This is a genomic window from Streptococcus halitosis (assembly GCF_023147855.1).
GTDB classification, from domain to species: Bacteria; Bacillota; Bacilli; order Lactobacillales; family Streptococcaceae; genus Streptococcus; species Streptococcus halitosis_B.
Map to the genome: position 1 here is coordinate 76,547 of NZ_JAHXOP010000005.1, position 18,080 is coordinate 94,626.

Sequence of the window (18,080 nt, forward strand, 5' to 3'; positions counted from 1 at the left end):
CAAAAGAACCTTCTCCTCATGGAGAGAAAGTTCTCTTGAGAGTTATTTATTTAACGTGATTCGTCAATTCTTTTTGAACTTTTTCGTTTGATTCTTTTTTCTCTTTGAGCCATTTCTCACGAGCTTGTTCGTAATCAGCTTTCGTTACAACCTTGTCTTGCAACTGAATATACTTGAAGTATACATCTGAACCCTTATCTCCAGATTGACTGTATGACGCAGAGAATGGTACTACACGAGAAATGAATGGCGCTGCTCCACTACCTGACATAGCAGGAAGGAAGAGAGAGCTATCTGTCAACCAAGCTTGAGCTGCTGCGTATTTTTCATAACGAGCGTTCAAATCGTCAGTTTCTTTAGCAGCTTCATCAACTAACTTATCGTATTCTTTCAGACCAACTTGTGCAGCTGCTGCATTTGCTGGATCATCGTAACCCATGTATGTTTTTGTTTGCTCGCTATTAGTTGTTTTTAAGATATCAAGGTAAGTTGATGGATCTTCGTAGTCTGGATTCCATCCAACCGCTCCTGATAGATCCCAATCTTCTGCCGCAGCGCTTGCTGCATAGTAGGTGATATTGTTCAACTCATCTTTAGAAACTTGTTGGATATCAATCACTACATTATCCTCACCGAGTACTTTTTCAACTGTTTGTTTAAAGGATTGAATACGAGCAATATAGTTCTTATTGGTTTGGTCTACTGGAATGTCTAAATGGATAGGGAATTTTGCACCTTCTGCTTCCAATGCAGTTTTGGCCTTCGCAAATTCGGCTTTGGCTTTATCAGCATTGAAGAGACCGTCTTGACCATCAGCAAAGTTTACGTTCTTCCACTCATCACCATAAGTAGCCATCTTTTCAGTTACCAAGTCACCGAAGGTTTTGTCTCCTGCAGAAACAAAGTCAGGTTTCACAAAGAGGTTGCGAACTGCAAGGGGAGCCCCTTCTTTACCATTGATTTGTGCTGAGTAAGAAGTACGGTCAAAGGCGAAGTTCAAGGCCTGACGGAAGTCTTTGTTAAGAAGGGCTTTCTTAGTAGAAGACTTTTCTTCATCAGTTGTCTTAGAAGTGTATTTGTAACCTTGACGGTCAATATTGACACCTAAACCAAAAATACCAGGTCCCGATGGAGTGTAAAAGATATTATCCTTATAACTTTCTGCTACCTTAGAGTAGTTTGAACTTGTTGGGAAAAGGCGAGCATAGCTGTATGCTCCACTTGTAAAGTTACGCTCAATGGACTCTTGGTCTGAACCATCATAGAAAGCAAGGGTAACTTTATCAAGGTGAACGTTATCCTTATCCCAGTACTGCTCATTCTTAGCAAATTCGATAGAAGATTTAGTAGTCAAACCTTTTAGCAAGAACGGTCCATTATAAAGCAATGATGTAGGATCTGTTGCTTTGGCAAAATCTGATCCTTTTGATTTTTCAAAATCTTCGTTCAATGGCCAGAAGATTGAGTAAGCCATCTTAGAGTTCCAGTATGGTTCTGGCTGGTTCAAGGTATACTCAAGAGTATAATCATCAACTGCCTTCACACCTACCGTAGAAAAGTCTTTTGAATTTCCAGACAAATAATCAGATAATCCTTTAACAGAAGTTTCTGCTAGATATAGAGCTTCGGATTTCTTATCTGCTGCGTGTTTCAAACCATTTACGAAATCTTTAGCTGTTACTTCAGCGTACTCTTCCCCATCAGATGTCATCCATTTAACACCTTTGCGGATTTTGTAGGTATAAGTCAAACCATCTTTTGAAACTGACCAGTCTTCTGCAACTGCGGGAGTCAAATTCCCATATTTGTCATTTGTGAAGAGACCGTCAATACCATTTGAAGTGGCAATCTTAGTACTTTGTTTCCCGGAAATGAGGTAATCCAATGTTTCCGGATCAGCTGTATAAACATAACCATAATTTTTTGGTGCTGTTGAATCAGATGATTTAGAAGAACCGCAGGCAGCTAGTACGCCAGTCGCTAATAAGGCAACCCCTGCTGCAACCAATACTCTGCTTTTTTTCATGTATATAACTCCTCTTGAAAAATTTAGGCTTATTGGAAATTATAACATATATCTTCTAAAAAGTAAACGAATTTTCAGAATATTTAGGCGTATATCTACAAAAAACTTCTCTTTGTCAGAATTTCCTTATTCTTTATTTGTATTTATAAGAAAAGAAAATTAACTTGTCTAGCTCTGTAAGCTTCATTTTTACAAGTTGCTTTTCCCTTTTTTCTTCACATGACATGATCTATCTTCTTAAATTGGATTTTAGAATAAGAAACTATTGACGGGAAATGATTTTCAAGGTATAATAATAAACGTTGAGGCGGTATAGCCAAGTGGTAAGGCACGGCTCTGCAAAAGCTTGATCGTCGGTTCAAATCCGTCTACCGCCTTTCAGTACCTGAATTAACAGGAATTATCCGAATAAAAAAGCCCGTAAAATCGGGCTTTTTTGTTATTCCAAATAGATAGGGATAACTGTATCTACCATATAGATTTACAAAAAGCAGCGACTCAAGTCACTGCTTTATTCTGTTTCTTCTTCAGTCTCTATTTCAGTGATTTGGACTTTTACCTTGGTAACACGTCCGTTTTTCACCTTGTCATTGGTTAGGATGATTTGTTTGTTTTGGCTGACCAATTCATAACTGAGTTTTTCAGTCGTTGGAATCATTCCCACACCCGTCAAATAATAACCGGCGATGGTATCAACATCATCACTTTCCAGTTCCACATCAAAGTAGTCATTAAAATCATTAAGATTCATAGTACCTTGAACGATATAGGTATCTTCTCCTATTTGATGGACTTCAATTTCAGCCTTGTCAGTCTCATCATCAATCTCACCAACAATTTCTTCTAAGAGGTCCTCCAGAGTTACCAAACCAGCCATTCCACCATATTCATCTAGTAAGATGGCCATTTGATTTTGGGTATTTCGAAGTTCTTTAAGAAGATCGTCCACAAAGATAGTCTCAGGAACAAACAGTGGCGTTTGGAGAATTCGTTTCCAGACAATATTGTCAAAGCCATCCACAAAAGCGGCATTCAACAAGCGCTTGGTGTGGATCAAACCAATAACATTATCCTTATCCCCATCATAAACAGGGATACGTGAGAAATTTTGCTTTAAAATACTCTCGATAATCGTTTGACTGTCATCCTGAATATCCACCATAAAGGCATCTGTTCGAGGCACCATTACCTCACGAGCCATTAGTTCATCTAAAGAAAAGACTCCCTGTAGCATTTCAATCTCATCTGCATCCAGCGTTTCTTCACTATTGGTAAGCATATACTCAATTTCATCACGTGTCATCTTTTCATCAGCATCATCAAAGGTCATTGGCGTCACACGGCTCAATAGATTCGTTGAGGCTGACAAAAGCCAAACAAAGGGACTGACAATTTTCCCCAAACCAATAATGACTGGTGCTGTTCGGATAGCCAAGGTATCTTTCAGATTTAGAGCAATTCTCTTGGGATAGAGTTCCCCAAAAACAATGGAAATATAGGTCAAAAACGCTAAAGATAGAAAACTTGCAATAGCGGAAGCTGTTTCACTGTTCCCTATCCAAGATGCAATTTCGCGTCCTAGAGTCTCCGCTAAACTGGCCCCAGACAAAATGGTAATTAACGTGATACCAACTTGAATCGTTGATAAAAAGTGGTTAGGATTTTCAAGTACCTTTAACAAACGGATGTAACGTTTGTCTCCCTCTTCTGCCTTTTGTTCTACTCGGGAACGGTTTAGTGACACCATTGCCATCTCAGTGGCTGAGAAAAAAGCATTTAACAAGGTCAAGATAAATAATAATACAAACTGTAGCAACAAATGCTGACTGCTCGGGTCTTCCATAGTCCTTCTCCTAAAATAGTATCTTGTGTTCCATTATATCATAAAATCGATCAGGATTCACATTATTTTTCATTTAAAGAACAACTCCCCTGCCTCTAGAAGACAAAGGAGCTGTTTTTATTATATCTATTGTTTCTAATCTGTCACTGTTACTTGACCCGTTTGGTAATCAAGCTGGATTCCCTTTTGAACATTGGGGATTAGGACATTGAATTCCAATTCGCCATCTGAAGACTTGGCTTCGATTTGTGAAGCCGATGGAACTAGGTCCTCATTTGTCGCATAGTGGAGCGTCACCCGATAACGGATCCTCTTGTTTTGGTCCAAGGCTTTTCTGACCAAACTCTCATAGTAGTTCTGACCTGTCGAATCTTCAGCCTGTGCTTGGTTTGCCCAAGCTGTCTGGACTGCAATGTTCTTGGGATTGCTAGTAGAGGCATCAAAACCATCCAGACCTCCTATCAAGGCATAGCCCAGCAGGTGTCCTCTATCAACTGCATGTGTATAGGCTCCCTTTAGATTCTTGACCTGATGCCATCCTGGTGGCGTCCAAGAGGTTGAGCCATTTCCAGTCTCTTCACGATTCTTATACTGCCGAGTCGCTTTGGATAAGATGGCATTGGCAACAGTTGGAACTGTTTCTTTTCCCACTGTCTTTGTTTTATTATCCGCATAGGGTTTGCTGGAAACCTTGGCATCTAGATTGGTTTTATTGCCATTGACAATGAAGGCCCCTGCTCCATTCCACTCAAGCCCCCCCTTAATTTGATTTTTGATTGACTCGGTTAAGACACTTTCTGCCAACTCCTGACTAGGAGCTTCTGAAGCTTGTTTTTTCTGACTAACCTTTGTTCTAGGGGAGTTTGGCGCTGTCTGCATCTGCTTGATGTAGTAGCTTCCAGCAGCCAATAGTAAGAATAGAAGTAATCCTATCAGAGCTTGTCTTGTTTTTTTGTCCATTTTTCTCCTTATTTCTTTAGAAAAAGACTGGTCTCCCAGTCTAATTTCCTGTAAATTTGCTAATCAATTCCTGCCACTTTGCTGGAGACAAGATAGCCCATGGATCCTGTCCCTTTCCTAGGATGCCATAGCCTACCATCAAGCCGATTCCTAAAGCCAGAAAGCCTAGCAATAGTACGATAAAAATCAACAGTAAACGACGGAGTACATAGCGTAAGTTTTTATTCTTCTTCATCATTTGCCTCGATTCGCTGAATCTTCGCTCCTAGCTGAGCCAACTTCTCATGGAAGCGGTAGTAACCTCTATCAAGGTGGACTAATTTACCGACAACTGTTTCTCCTTGCGCCACCAAACCTGTCAAAATTAAAGCCGCACTAGCGCGAAGGTCCGTTGATAGAACTTCTGCCCCTTGCAAAGCCTGTCCCCCAACAATACGAGCTGTATCACGGATAATCTCTGAATGCAAGCCCATACGGCGCATTTCTTCCAAGTGTTGGAAGCGATTTTCAAACACCGTTTCCACCATGGTGGATTCCCCTTTTGCGACTGTCATCAGAGCTGTAAATTGTGCCTGCATATCTGTTGGAAATCCTGGGTGTGGTAAGGTTTTTACATGAACGGCCTTGAGATTTTCAAGTTGAGAACGAACACGGATACCTTCTGACTCCTCTGTCACTTCAACGCCCATTTCAAGTAGTTTTGAAATCAAGGGGCGATTATGTTCCCAAACTGCATCACGAACGAGGACATCGCCACCTGTCATAGCTGCAGCCACCATAAAGGTTCCAGCTTCAATACGGTCCTGTACTACAGTATGAGTCGTACCATGGAGGTCCTCGACACCAGTCACTGTGATTGTTTCAGTACCAGCTCCCTTGACCTTGGCTCCCATTTCATTAAGGAAGATAGCGAGATCAACAATTTCTGGCTCACGCGCAGCATTTTCAATCACTGTCACACCATCAGCTAGAGTTGCTGCCATCATCAAGTTTTGTGTTGCGCCGACACTAGGGAAGTCCATGTAGATATGAGCGCCATGCAAGTGGTCTGCCTTGGCTTCGATGTAGCCAGCTGTCTGAGTGATTTTAGCCCCCATAGCTTCCAAACCTTTGAGGTGGAGGTCGATGGGACGACTTCCAATGGTGCAACCACCTGGCATGGATACCTTGGCATGTCCTACACGAGCAAGGATTGGTCCCAAGACAACGATCGATGCACGCATCTTGCTGACATACTTGTATGGAGCTTCCTCCGTGATATCACCAGTCGCATCAACCTCGACAATATGAGCTTCCTCATCAAAGTCCACCTTGGCATTCAGACCACGAACTACTTGATTCATGGTGAACACATCTGACAAGATTGGGACATTTTGTAAGACTGTCTTACCCTTGCTTGCTAGAATAGTCGCTGCCAACAAGGGCAAGACTGCGTTCTTTGCTCCCTCGATCGTCACACTCCCAACCAGTCGATTATCTCCGCCTTGAACCACAATTTTTTCCATAGTTGTTTCCTTTACTTTTGATTTTATAACAGTCCTCTAAGCGCTTCTTGCCACAGTTGGTATAAACTGATAAAGAATGAACTCAAGATGTAGCCCATCACAATACTAAAGAAGCCGACCAACAAACGAACTTTTTTTGTGTTAGTAGCAGTTACTTTTAAAACCTTTTCCCATCTCACAAGATCCTTCAAAAGGTAAAAACTCAAATAAATAAAGAGTATATGACTGCTTATAGTGAATAATAATTGAACCATTTGACTATTATACCATCTTATCCGCTTGCGCGCTAGTTTTCTATTTTTCTACAAATTAGGGATTGTTTTTAAGGTAATCAATCGCATCCTGCAGGGTCTTAACAGGAACGATTTTCATCTCTGTTTTGATCGTTTTAGCAGCTTCTAGGGCTGTTTCATAGTTGCTTTTCGCATTGGGATCTGCTTTTTTTGCTTCCTCGGTGACTGGATTGTCAGGAGCAAAAAAGATGTTCGCTCCCTGACGAGAGGCTGCAACTACTTTTTTGTCAATTCCACCGATGTCACCAACATTCCCATCACGATCAATAGTTCCCGTTCCCGCAACGACGCGACCATTACGAAGTCCTGGATCTGCTATCTGGGTGTAAATAGCTAGACTAAACATGAGACCGGCACTTGGCCCGCCAATACCAGCTGTTGAAAAGCGAATGGGAACATCACTGGTCACTTCCGTACGGTCAATCAAGCCAATCCCAATCCCGTTTTTTCCGTTTTCGAGAGTGATAATTTTACCTTCAGCAGACTTGACTTTTCCGTCTTCTTCATAGGTTACCTTGACCGTATCTCCTAATTGTTGAGAATTAACATAGTCGACCAAGTCTTTTGAACTGTCAAATGTTTTGTCATTAACAGCCGTCACGGTGTCTGCTATGTTCAGAATGCCCTTAAAAGTTGAATTGTCCGTCACGGTCAAGACATAGACACCCAGGTACTTGAGTTCGATATCCTTTCCAGCCGTCTTCAATCCTTGATACTTGGCCATGTTTTGGGATGTTTGCATGTAGAACTGATTGATCCGCATAAACTCCGCATCAGTAGAGCCACCCGTAGTCTCCTTGGCACTTCTAATATCCGTGAAAGGTGTTAACCAAGCATAGACAAGATGTGATAGGGTTGCGTGTCGAATACCGACTGTTACAAACTGGTAAGCTCCTGCTTCTGTATCTTCTGTTTCATTGACTTTTAAAACTTGACGAATATCTTCCGCTCCACCTGGAACTTCTATGTAGTAGGGTAAAGGTACTACAAAGGCTAAAAAAGTCAATACTAGTGCTAGGATGACATATAAGGGCCATCTAGTTTTTTTCTTCATGTTCTAATTCCTCCACAACACTGTTTGGGACATATTGCTGAATCTCCTGACCAAACTTCAGAAGTTCTCTCATGGCTGAAGAGCTGATATAAAGATGCTCTGGGCGACTATATAGGTAAATGGTTTCGATTTCTGGAGCCAGTTGATGATTGTAGTAATCAAAACTAGACTCGTATTGCAAGTCGGTGGCATTCCGCAAGCCACGGACAAGGTTCTTAGCACCCAGTCTTCTTGCAACATCGACGACTAGCTGGTCATGAGAAGAAAGCACCTCTACATTATCTAAATGCGCCACTGCTTTTTCGACTGCCCGTTTGCGGTTTTCAATAGGGAGAAAACCTTGTTTGTGGGGATTGTAGAACACCCCGACATAGAGCTTATCAAAAAGTTTGCTGGCACGTTCAATCATATCCAGATGTCCATTTGTCATCGGATCAAATGAACCTGTAAATAATCCAATTCTATCTGACATAGACTGTCACCTTACTAATCCCATATATTTTTTCCTTCCAGATGCCTAGGCAGGCGATTTCTTCTGGAAGTTCTACAGACTTATCGGTTTCACAGACAACCATGATCTCTTCGGAAAATAGGTTTCTTTCTGCCATTTTTTCGATATCTGCAACGATTTGTTCCTTGGCATAGGGAGGGTCTAAAAAGACCAGGTCAAAGGGACCTGTCACCTGCTCCAAGGCCCGTTCAGCCTCCATCTTTAAGAGCTGAAATTTGGAAACTTCCTTGGTCATTTGGATATTTGCAGCGACGATAGCTTGTGCCCTTCTATCCCGTTCCACTAAGACAGCATGGGACATCCCTCTTGACACAGCTTCAATAGACAGACCACCACTACCAGCATAGAGATCCAATACACGACCACCCTCAAAATAGGGACCTATCATATTAAAAATAGCTCCACGCACCTTATCTGATGTCGGCCTCGTCGTCTTTCCTTCTAGCGTCTTGAGAGGACGCCCTCCGTAGATTCCTGATACGATTTTCATACCGTTTATTATACCAAATTATAGGCAAAAAGAGAAAGAAAACCGAACCTTGCGGTTCGATTCTCTACAAGATATTTTCGTAAGTATCGCGGACTTCTTGAGGCCAAACACTGGTCTGAACCTCTCCGATGTGTTTCTTGCGAAGTAAGAACATGGCCATCCGAGACTGTCCGATACCCCCACCGATTGTCAATGGAAAAAGGCCGTTAAGCAGGGCTTTATGCCATTCCAGCTCGAGACGATCTTCGTCTCCTGTAAGAGCCACTTGGCGACGAAGTGTATCCTCATCTACCCGAATCCCCATTGAGGAAAGTTCAAAGGCACAACCAAGAGATTCGTTCCAAACTAGAATATCACCATTCAACCCTTTGTAGCCATTTTCAGACTCTGTTGTCCAGTCATCGTAGTCAGGTGCACGGCCGTCATGAGGTTTGCCATCAGGCAACTCGCCACCAATACCAATCAAGAAGACAGCACCAAACTCTTTACAGATTGCATTTTCACGCTCTTTCGGTGTCAAATCTGGATAGCGTTCCACCAACTCTTCTGTATGGATGAAGGTGATTTGTTTTGGCAAGATGGATTCAATATCATAGCGTGCTTCTACGGCTAGCTCTGTCAGACGAATAGCTTTGTAAATCTTCTCAACGGTTTCTTTGAGATAAGCGATATTACGTTGACCATTTGGAATCACTTTTTCCCAGTCCCACTGGTCTACATATACAGAGTGAGTCGCATCAAGCGAATCTTCGTCTGGACGAAGGGCCTTCATGTGGACAAAAAGACCTTCACCCTCACCGAAACCAAACCGAGCCAAGGTGTGGCGCTTCCATTTGGCTAGTGAGTGGACGACTTCATAAGTTTCATCTGGAATCTGCAAGACCTTTACGGATACTGGATGTTCGACACCGGACAAGTTATCCTGCATCCCATCACCAACCTTGCTCAAGATAGGACCTTGAACTTCAACAACTTCTAACTTATCTTTCAAATACTGGGTAAAGGTGTTTTTGACAAAGGAAATCTCTTCTTGCTGATGAATAAAACTTTTCTTCATAAACTACTCCTCAAAAATTAATTAAAAGCATTATACACCTATTTCCAAGAAAAGAAAAGAGTAAACGAGAAAAAGTCAGTGCTCTTTCGAACACTGACTCTGTCATTCATTAATCGTTTCGACCAAAGATTCGTAAGATGCTAAGGAAGAGGTTGATAAAGTCTAGGTAAATGCTGAGTGCCATTGAGACGATCCAACCTGTCGCTACTTGTCCTCGTGACTGCTCATAAACATAGCGAATCTTTTGGTTGTCCCAAGCAATCAAACCTGAGAAGACCAAGACCATGGCAATACTAATCATGTAGTCAAAAAAGCTATTAGCTAAAAATAGATTCACAACCATGGCAATGATGAGACCAACAAGCGCCGCCATCAAAGCTCGTCCCATTCCACCCAGATCTTTCTTGGTGAAAATTCCGATTACCGCCATGACAAAGAAGAGAAGGGCACTAGATACAAAGGCTGATAAGACGGTCCCAGGTGTATAGAAGGCTACGACAAAACTAAGCGTAAATCCATTTAAAACAGAATAAACTAAAAATACTGGGAGAGCTGCTGGGCTGTTCTTCGCAGCCATGCTACTTGCAACAAAGACCAGAGCAAGTTCTGCAAAAGTTGCAACCATCAACCAGAGACGGCCATGCATTAAAAAGTAAATCAACTGGGACTGAAAGACTGTCAACATCAAAGCTGACACGAGAGCTGATAGACCAATCCCAAGTCCCACAAAGGCATAAACCTTAGCGTAAAATTGATTGAGACCTGAACGTTCTTGAATAATCGTTTGATTCATTCTGATTCTCCTTTTCTCTATAAATATGTCTTGATTATAACAAAGATTTTATAAATCAGCTAAAATAAAACATCAATATACCTGCGGCAACTGCCACGTTGAGACTTTCTGCTCGACCTTTCATGCTAATATGAACCAGCTGATCAGCACTCTCAGCCATGACAGAACTAATCCCCTGTCCTTCATTTCCCATGACTAAAACAAAGTTCTCTAGTGAAGAAAGCTCATGATAATCCTTTGAATCTCTCGATAAGGTCGTTGCCAAAATGGGCAAGTTGCTCTTCTTTGCCTCTTCTACAAAAGTGGCAACGGGCATACGATAGATAGGTAAATGAAAATGACTTCCTTGCATGGAACGCAGGGTCTTGAGACTGTAGATATCTGCTGACTTATCTGAAACAATGACTCCTGTAAAACCTGCCGCATCCGCAGTTCGAATCATGGTGCCAACATTACCAGGATCTTGGACATCCTCTAAAAATAGAAACTTACCCTGACGAAAATCAGGCAGTCCTATTTCCTCTTTTTGAATCACTGCAACAATCCCTTGAGGAGTTTGCGTATCTGCCAAATCCAGCAAAATCTCCTCTGAAACCCAGACAGTTTGAGGAAAAGCAGCTAACTGATCTCGATAACTTTCTAAGGCAAAAATCTTTTCAATCGTCACTCCTGCTTGAACAGCTTCTTCAAACAAGTGCCAGCCTTCAATCAAATAAGCAGACTTTCGATATTTTTTTTGATGTAATTTCTTGGCATTTTTTACCACAGAATTGGCTTTTGAGGTTATAATAGTCATAGAAATATTATAACACAATCAAAGGGGTTTGGTATGCAAAAGGTTAGAATGATTGCCCAAGGCAGGGTGCAAGGTGTTGGTTTTCGCTGGGGTGTTTATACTTTAGCTCTTGAAATTGGTGGCATCACTGGTCGTGTCTGGAATAACGACGATGGCACAGTGGAAATTCTTGCTCAGGCAGACTCCTCTGCCACTATGGCAAAATTTATCCAAGAAATCCGAAAAGGTCCGACACCCTTTTCAAAAGTTACCTACCTGGATGTGCAAATGAGCAACTTTTCATCCTATCCAGACTTCAAAGTCGCAAATTAGGTCTCTAGAACTATTGTATATTTTACAAAAAAACAGTAGAATAGAAAGGTATAATTTTTAAAGAAGGAATGAAAACATTGAAATCTATTAAACGTTTTGCCCTCTCTGCTATGGGAGTGGCTATGCTACTCGTCTTGACAGGCTGTGTCCAAGTAGACAAAGCAACAGGACAACCTACTGGTTTTATCTGGAACACTATCGGATCGCCTATGGCAGAGGCTATCAAGTACTTCGCTACTGATAAAGGTCTAGGCTTTGGTGTGGCTATCATTATCGTAACCATTATCGTGCGCTTGATTATCTTGCCACTTGGTATCTACCAATCATGGAAGGCAACGCTTCACTCTGAAAAGATGAATGCTCTCAAACATGTGCTCGAACCACATCAAACACGCCTTAAAGAGGCAACAACTCAGGAAGAAAAACTAGAAGCACAACAGGCTCTCTTTGCTGCACAAAAAGAAAACGGCATCAGCATGTTCGGTGGTGTAGGATGCTTCCCTATCCTCATTCAGATGCCTTTCTTCTCTGCTATCTACTTTGCAGCCCAGTATACTGATGGAGTATCTAGCTCTACCTTCTTGGGTATCAATCTCGGTTCCCCAAGTATGATCCTTGTCGCCTTCGCTGGTATCCTCTACTATCTCCAATCACTCCTTTCACTTCACGGAGTAGAAGATGAGATGCAAAGAGATCAACTCAAGAAAATGATTTACATGAGCCCACTCATGATTGTCGTCTTCTCCCTCTTCGCACCAGCCAGTGTGACACTTTACTGGGTTGTCGGTGGTTTTATGATGATTCTCCAACAGTTCATCGTTAACTATGTTGTTCGTCCAAAACTTCGTCAAAAAGTACGTGAAGAATTTTCCAAAAATCCACCAAAAGCAAGTTCAGCATCAACTACAGGTGGGCGAAAAGATATCACTCCTAACCAAGCAACTGCAATTACGACTACTAAGAAACATAAAAAACGTAATGCTGGTAAACAACATTCTAGAAAATAAGGTAACGGCTTAGCTGAAAGGCTAGGCCTTTTTGCATCACAAAAGCCTGATGTTCCCATCAGGCTTCTTTTTATCCATGTACACGTTTCATATAGTCTTGATAGCTTTCTGTGTCCATGAGTTTTTTGGCATTCTTGACACGATCTGCTGTTGGTGGTTTTACCCCTTCGAGCGAATAAGGAATTCCTAGTTCACGCCACTTGAATTCTCCCATCGTGTGATAAGGTAGGATTTCAAACTTATCAACGTTTTTGAGGGTTTTGACGAATTTACCGAGTTCAATCAAGTCCTCATCTCTGTCTGTCAAGCCTGGAACCAGCACATGGCGAATCCACACAGGCTTCCCAATATCTGATAGATATTTTGCACAGGCCAAGATGTTTTTATTGGTTTGGCTGGTAACAATCCTGTGTTGTTCGTCGTTGATCTCCTTGATATCCAAGAGAACCAAATCTGTCACAGCCATGAGTTTATTAAACTTTTCGAGATAACGTGGTTTATTACGGAACGGAAGGGCACAAGTATCCAAGGTACAGTGGATTCCTTTTTCCTTGGCCTTGGTAAAAAGGGCAATCAAGAAATCAATCTGTAAGAGGGCTTCTCCTCCACTGACAGTGATTCCTCCTTTGTCTCCCCAGAATCCACGGTAGCGAAGGGCTTCTGACAAAACATCGTCTACTGTCCGTCTTCGTGATTTATTGGTCTCCATAGCCCATGTATCGGGGTTATGGCAGTACTGGCAACGCATCTGACAGCCCTGCAAAAAGACAATAAACCGAATCCCAGGGCCATCTACCGCCCCAAAACTCTCTGTCGAATGCACCATTCCTGTCACTTGTCCATAGTCAATTGTTTCTTCAGACATATCGTCACCTTCCTTGAAACCGTTTTATAGTTTTATTATATCACGAGTAAGGTGAAAAACAAGGTTTTTTTGTCTATTTTTTAGAAAGCAATCTGTTTTTCACTTTCATTTTCAATTTCTTTTAATGATCCGGTTCAAAATCAAAACCATACAAGGTTGCAAAATAGTCCTCAGGGCGCTCTGCACGGCGGATTTGGCGGGCTTTTCCTTCTTCGGTATAGAGGATTTCTGCCGAGCGTAGTTTGGCATTGTACTGATAACCCATGGAGAATCCATGTGCACCTGTATCATGAATCACTAGCAAATCGCCGATTTCTGTATGAGGCAGTTCGCGATTAATGGCAAATTTATCATTGTTTTCACAGAGTGAACCAACCACATCTACCACCTCAACTGGGCCATCTGGATGGGTCAGATTAGTGATATGGTGGTAGGCCCCATACATGGCTGGGCGCATGAGGTTGACTGCTGATGCATCCACGCCCAGATAGGTACGATAGGTTTTTTTCTTATGAGTGACTCTTGTGACCAAAGCTCCGTGAGGGGCTAACATAAAACGGCCTAATTCTGTGAAAATCTTAACCTGACCAAGTCCTGCAGGTGTAAGAACTTCCTCATAAACCTTACGCACCCCTTCACCAATCACAGCGATGTCATTTGGCTCCTGGTCTGGACGGTAATTGATACCAATACCGCCAGAAAGATTGATAAAGTCTAGCGAAATGCACAACTTTTCCTTGATTTCAACGGCTAATTCAAAAAGCTGACGCGCCAACTCTGGGTAGTAGAGATGGGTGACGGTATTGGATGCTAGGAAAGAGTGAATCCCAAATGTCTTGGCTCCTTTTTCCTTCAAAATCGCAAAGGCTTCAAAAAGCTGGTCCTTGGTCATGCCAAACTTGGCTTCTCCAGGATTGTCCATGATATCTGTTCCTAGCTCAAAAACGCCACCAGGATTGTAACGACAAGAGATGATTTCTGGAATGCCTGCTGCACGCTCTAGATGTTCAATATCTTCAAAGGCATCCAAGTTAATGGTTGCGCCCAATTCACGCGCATAGGCATATTCCTTGTCTGGCGTGTTGTTAGAAGAGAACATGATTTCAGAACCCGGAAAATCCAGTTTATGGCTCATCAAGAGCTCTACATAACTAGAGCAGTCCACACCACAACCTTCCTCTTGAAGGATTTTCAAGATGGCTGGGGTTGGAGTGGCCTTGACGGCAAAATATTCTTTGAATCCCTTGTTCCAGGAAAAGGCCTTGTTGACGGCTCTTGCTTTTTCACGAATCCCCTTCTCGTCATATAAGTGAAAGGGAGTCGGGAACTCTGCAACAATTGTTTCTAAATCTTCACGACTGATAAATGGTGTTTTCATAGGCGTCCTTCTATTCTGTTTGCAAAGAAAGGCTGGGACAATTGTTCCAACCTTTAGTTCTATCTCTTATTTGTCTTCGTCAAAGATATTTCCAATCTCAACATCGATGGATTGGTTCTTAACATCAATATTGGTTACTTTCAAGAGTGACTTGTAATCGAACTGCTTTTCACGTTCTTCTTGGGCATTATCTGCAAAGACTGCGACACCAGCTAGTTCAGAGTCGAACTCACGCAAGAGACTAATCATCCCGTTGACAGTTCCGCCGCCTTTCAAGAAGTCATCCACGATCAAGACACGACTGCCTGCCTTGAGGCTGCGTTTTGAAAGGAACATCTTCTCGATACGGTCACCGCTGGAACCTGAAACATAGTTGACGCTGACAGTTGAACCTTCGGTAATTTTCAAGTCACGGCGCACAATGACAAATGGAACATTGAGGACATTGGCAACTGCATTTGCGAGTGGCACACCTTTTGTTGCTACTGTCATAACGGCATCGATTTTTTGGTCCATAAAGCTCTTGGCAATGATGCGCCCAATATTTTTCAAAATGGCAGGTGTACTGAGCAAATCAGACAGGTAGATGTAGCCACCTGGCAAGATACGGTCGCTTTCTGAAAGTTTGTCACGCAAGTCTGCGATCATTTCTTTGGCTTCATGACTCGAGATTGATGGTGTAAAGATAACGCCACCACCTGCTCCAGTCACAGTCTGAATATGACCGATTTCAATTTCCTCAAAGGCACGCTTGATAATCACGATGTCCTCTGAAATCGATGATTTAGCAGATTCGTACTTTTCTGCAAAGGTGTTGAGACTTGTTAGTTTGTATGGATTATTAATCAAATAGTTGGAAATGACAACCATCCGATCACTTCTTCTTAATTTCATTTTTATTTACCATTCCATTTAATTTTGATATTTTATCCATTATACCATATTCACATAAAAAAACGAACATTATTGCGTAAAAAATGCTCGTTTTTCTTAAATTATTAATCTAAATCTGGTTTATAGAAGGAACGATTGTCCATAGCGAAGATTTTATTGGTCATCTCTCCTTTGTCCACCAAAGCTAGAGCTGTTGACATCATCATCATGCTGGCATCTAGATTGTCAATCATATGGATAATCTCTGCCTCCATGATACGTGGACGAACCGGGCTTCCATACTCCAGTAAGCCATGATGACTGAGGATGACATGGCGCAGTAGCACCACTTCTTCCCTAGTATCATCGATGCCGAGTTCCATGACTGTCTTGGTAATTTCACTATCGATCAGGGCGATATGCCCAAGGAGATTGCCTCGAACTGTGTACTCCGTCTGGTCTGGTCCCGTCAACTCAATGACTTTGGCCAAATCATGCAGCATAATCCCAGCATAGAGCAGGCTCTTGTTGAGCTGAGGATAGATCTCACTAATGGCATCTGCCAAGCGCACCATGGTTGCTGTATGATAGGCTAAACCTGTTTCAAAGGCATGGTGGTTGGTCTTGGCAGCTGGATAGGAGTAGAATTCCTTATCATACTTGGTGTAGAGACTACGAACGATACGCTGCCAGACAGGATTTTCAATCTTGAAAATCATTTGCGACATGTAGTCACGGATTTCCTTGACATCGACTGGTGACTTGACCTTGAAGTCAGCTGGATCATTGGGTTCCCCAGGCTGAGGCAAGCGGAGAGTAATTTGATTGACTTGAGGAGTGTTGTTATAAACTTCTCGACGTCCCTGCATGTGGACGACTTTCCCAGCGGTAAAGGCCTCGACGTTATGAGGTTGGGCATCCCAAAGTTTCCCTTCAATCTCGCCACTATCGTCTTGGAAGGTAAAGGCTAGGTAGTTTTTCCCAGCACGCGTCTGTCTCAGGTCAGCTGATTTGATCAGGTAAAAACCTTCAAACAGCTCATCTTTTTTCATGTGACTAATCTTCATATTCTTCCTCATCTTCTTGGAAATGGAGTAGATCAAGCGCAGGCTCACCTTCTGATAATTCAATGTGACGGAGCGTCCGCTCGATAGCTGTGGTACGACGGTTTAATAATTCATCAATATTGCCAGAGGCATGTTGGAGATGCTTTTGTGCCTTGACCAGAATGCCTCCGAACTTACCAAACTCGGTCTTGACGCTGGCAAGGGTCTTACTGATATGGTCGGCACTCTTTTGGATATTAAGGGTCTTGAAACCAACTGATAGAGAGTTAAGCAGGGCTGATAGGGTACTTGGACCCGCGACAATAATCTGCTCCTCCCGTCTCAAATCATCAAAGAAGACCGGATTGCGAACGATTTCTGAGTAGAGTCCCTCCGTCGGAACAAACAAGACTCCAAAATTAGTCGTCCGAGGTGGCGCCAGATACTTGCTCTTGATATCCTTGGCAAAGCGCTTGACGCTTGCTAAAAGTGACTTGCGACAACGTTCAATCTCGTCCTTATCGCCTGCTTCATAGGCTTCTTCCAAGCGGTAATAATCCGCCAGTGGAAACTTGGAGTCAATCGGTAAGTAGACATATTCCTGGTCACCCTGTCCAGGTAACTTGATGGCATACTCCACTCGCTCGCTAGAGTTTTCAACCGTTGCATATTCTCGTTCGTACTGGGCAGGCGTCATGATGTCTTCGATGATTTGCCCCAGTTGCAATTCTCCCAGAATGCCTCGCGTCTTGGTTCCAGAGAGAACCTTATTAAGTGCACCAACATCACGGGCAACTGTCTGCATCTCCCCAAGACCACGATTGACCGACTCCAGTTGCTTGGAAACTGTCTCGAAGGAAGCCTGCAAGCGCGTCTGCAAGGTCTTCTCTAACTTTTCCTCGACCGTCTGGCGCATTTGTTCCAAACGTTGCTCATTTGATTCCTGCAGGGCTTGGAGACGTTGGTCGGTCTTGTCCCTAGTTTGCAAAAGATTATCTGTCATTTCTTGACGAACTTGCGTCAGGCCTTGGTGCAACTCCATTCGCACTTCTTGCAAACGGTCGCTGACAGCCACTTCCAAATCTTTTTGATCCATCTGACTGGCTTGCCTAGCTTGTTCAAAACGATAATCCAGTTGATCTGACAAGTGATCTGCTTGATCCTCCAAACTCTTGGCTAGGTACTTGTCTTGCTTATCCTGCCTTTGCCAAATCAGAAAGAGTCCAGCTAGGTTGGCAATTAATAATAGTAGTAGTAATACAGTCTCCATC

Annotated in this window: 19 protein-coding genes and 1 tRNA gene; 3 read left to right on the plus strand and 17 right to left on the minus strand. The window is 42.6% G+C overall.

What is annotated here, in order from left to right:
* Window positions 1–46: 46 nt before the first annotated feature.
* On the minus strand, window positions 47–2,026 hold the full coding sequence (locus KZX55_RS08280) for a peptide ABC transporter substrate-binding protein (protein ID WP_045616473.1): 1,980 nt from the start codon (window positions 2,024–2,026) through the stop codon (window positions 47–49).
* 306 nt (window positions 2,027–2,332) lie between these two features.
* Between KZX55_RS08280 and KZX55_RS08285 the strand changes: the two genes are divergently transcribed.
* Window positions 2,333–2,403, plus strand: a tRNA-Cys gene (locus tag KZX55_RS08285).
* 134 nt (window positions 2,404–2,537) lie between these two features.
* On the opposite strand, the gene KZX55_RS08290 is transcribed toward KZX55_RS08285, so the two are convergent.
* The 11 genes from KZX55_RS08290 to KZX55_RS08340 all read right to left on the minus strand — a co-directional run bounded on the left by KZX55_RS08290 (window position 2,538) and on the right by KZX55_RS08340 (window position 11,328).
* On the minus strand, window positions 2,538–3,869 hold the full coding sequence (locus KZX55_RS08290; RefSeq protein ID WP_000390009.1) for a hemolysin family protein: 1,332 nt from the start codon (window positions 3,867–3,869) through the stop codon (window positions 2,538–2,540).
* Between the two features lie 135 nt (window positions 3,870–4,004).
* On the minus strand, window positions 4,005–4,829 hold the full coding sequence (locus KZX55_RS08295; protein WP_045616474.1) for a DNA/RNA non-specific endonuclease: 825 nt from the start codon (window positions 4,827–4,829) through the stop codon (window positions 4,005–4,007).
* A 40-nt stretch (window positions 4,830–4,869) separates the two neighbouring features.
* Window positions 4,870–5,064, minus strand: coding sequence for a DNA-directed RNA polymerase subunit beta (locus KZX55_RS08300; RefSeq protein WP_000739701.1), 195 nt, complete (start codon window positions 5,062–5,064; stop codon window positions 4,870–4,872).
* Complete coding sequence (murA, locus tag KZX55_RS08305) at window positions 5,051–6,334, minus strand: UDP-N-acetylglucosamine 1-carboxyvinyltransferase (protein ID WP_045616475.1); 1,284 nt, start codon at window positions 6,332–6,334, stop codon at window positions 5,051–5,053. The genes KZX55_RS08300 and murA overlap by 14 nt, the downstream gene beginning before the upstream one ends.
* A 23-nt stretch (window positions 6,335–6,357) precedes the next feature.
* A complete protein-coding gene (locus KZX55_RS08310; RefSeq protein ID WP_071788301.1) occupies window positions 6,358–6,588 on the minus strand; it encodes a DUF1146 family protein in 231 nt (76 codons plus the stop codon).
* A 55-nt stretch (window positions 6,589–6,643) separates the two neighbouring features.
* Window positions 6,644–7,681 carry a SepM family pheromone-processing serine protease gene (locus tag KZX55_RS08315; RefSeq protein ID WP_096422796.1) on the minus strand — a complete coding sequence of 346 codons (1,038 nt, stop codon included), beginning with the start codon at window positions 7,679–7,681 and terminating at the stop codon, window positions 6,644–6,646.
* Window positions 7,665–8,153 (minus strand): pantetheine-phosphate adenylyltransferase, encoded by a 489-nt coding sequence (gene coaD / locus KZX55_RS08320; RefSeq protein WP_248026658.1) that lies wholly within the window; start codon window positions 8,151–8,153, stop codon window positions 7,665–7,667. Before coaD ends, KZX55_RS08315 begins: the two co-directional genes overlap by 17 nt.
* Entirely contained in the window at window positions 8,143–8,682 is a 540-nt protein-coding gene (gene rsmD, locus KZX55_RS08325) for a 16S rRNA (guanine(966)-N(2))-methyltransferase RsmD (RefSeq protein ID WP_000706949.1), read from the minus strand. The genes coaD and rsmD overlap by 11 nt, the downstream gene beginning before the upstream one ends.
* Before the next feature lie 64 nt (window positions 8,683–8,746).
* Window positions 8,747–9,739, minus strand: a complete 993-nt coding sequence (gene asnA / locus KZX55_RS08330; protein WP_000747987.1) for an aspartate--ammonia ligase — start codon at window positions 9,737–9,739, stop codon at window positions 8,747–8,749.
* A 109-nt stretch (window positions 9,740–9,848) separates the two neighbouring features.
* Entirely contained in the window at window positions 9,849–10,532 is a 684-nt protein-coding gene (locus tag KZX55_RS08335; protein ID WP_248026660.1) for a Bax inhibitor-1/YccA family protein, read from the minus strand.
* Window positions 10,533–10,587: 55 nt separating this feature from the next.
* Window positions 10,588–11,328, minus strand: coding sequence for a TrmH family RNA methyltransferase (locus KZX55_RS08340; protein WP_248026662.1), 741 nt, complete (start codon window positions 11,326–11,328; stop codon window positions 10,588–10,590).
* 33 nt (window positions 11,329–11,361) lie between these two features.
* On the opposite strand from KZX55_RS08340, the gene KZX55_RS08345 reads away from it, so the two are divergent.
* Together KZX55_RS08345 and yidC are read left to right on the plus strand one after the other, a co-directional pair.
* Window positions 11,362–11,640 (plus strand): acylphosphatase, encoded by a 279-nt coding sequence (locus tag KZX55_RS08345; protein WP_001174619.1) that lies wholly within the window; start codon window positions 11,362–11,364, stop codon window positions 11,638–11,640.
* A gap of 77 nt (window positions 11,641–11,717) precedes the next feature.
* Window positions 11,718–12,647 carry a membrane protein insertase YidC gene (gene yidC / locus KZX55_RS08350; RefSeq protein ID WP_248026762.1) on the plus strand — a complete coding sequence of 310 codons (930 nt, stop codon included), beginning with the start codon at window positions 11,718–11,720 and terminating at the stop codon, window positions 12,645–12,647.
* 70 nt (window positions 12,648–12,717) lie between these two features.
* Here yidC and pflA read toward each other — a convergent pair whose 3' ends face one another.
* The 5 genes from pflA to rmuC all read right to left on the minus strand — a co-directional run bounded on the left by pflA (window position 12,718) and on the right by rmuC (window position 18,079).
* The gene (gene pflA, locus KZX55_RS08355) at window positions 12,718–13,512 is read right to left on the minus strand and encodes a pyruvate formate-lyase-activating protein (protein WP_001288284.1); all 795 of its coding nucleotides are present in this window, start codon (window positions 13,510–13,512) and stop codon (window positions 12,718–12,720) included.
* A 121-nt stretch (window positions 13,513–13,633) separates the two neighbouring features.
* Complete coding sequence (locus tag KZX55_RS08360) at window positions 13,634–14,890, minus strand: diaminopimelate decarboxylase (protein ID WP_248026663.1); 1,257 nt, start codon at window positions 14,888–14,890, stop codon at window positions 13,634–13,636.
* A 66-nt stretch (window positions 14,891–14,956) separates the two neighbouring features.
* Window positions 14,957–15,784 carry a pur operon repressor gene (purR, locus tag KZX55_RS08365; protein ID WP_002874197.1) on the minus strand — a complete coding sequence of 276 codons (828 nt, stop codon included), beginning with the start codon at window positions 15,782–15,784 and terminating at the stop codon, window positions 14,957–14,959.
* A 104-nt stretch (window positions 15,785–15,888) separates the two neighbouring features.
* On the minus strand, window positions 15,889–16,830 hold the full coding sequence (locus KZX55_RS08370) for a 3'-5' exoribonuclease YhaM family protein (protein WP_000703210.1): 942 nt from the start codon (window positions 16,828–16,830) through the stop codon (window positions 15,889–15,891).
* Window positions 16,820–18,079 (minus strand): DNA recombination protein RmuC, encoded by a 1,260-nt coding sequence (rmuC, locus tag KZX55_RS08375; RefSeq protein ID WP_045616491.1) that lies wholly within the window; start codon window positions 18,077–18,079, stop codon window positions 16,820–16,822. The genes KZX55_RS08370 and rmuC overlap by 11 nt, the downstream gene beginning before the upstream one ends.
* Window position 18,080 lies beyond the last annotated feature (1 nt).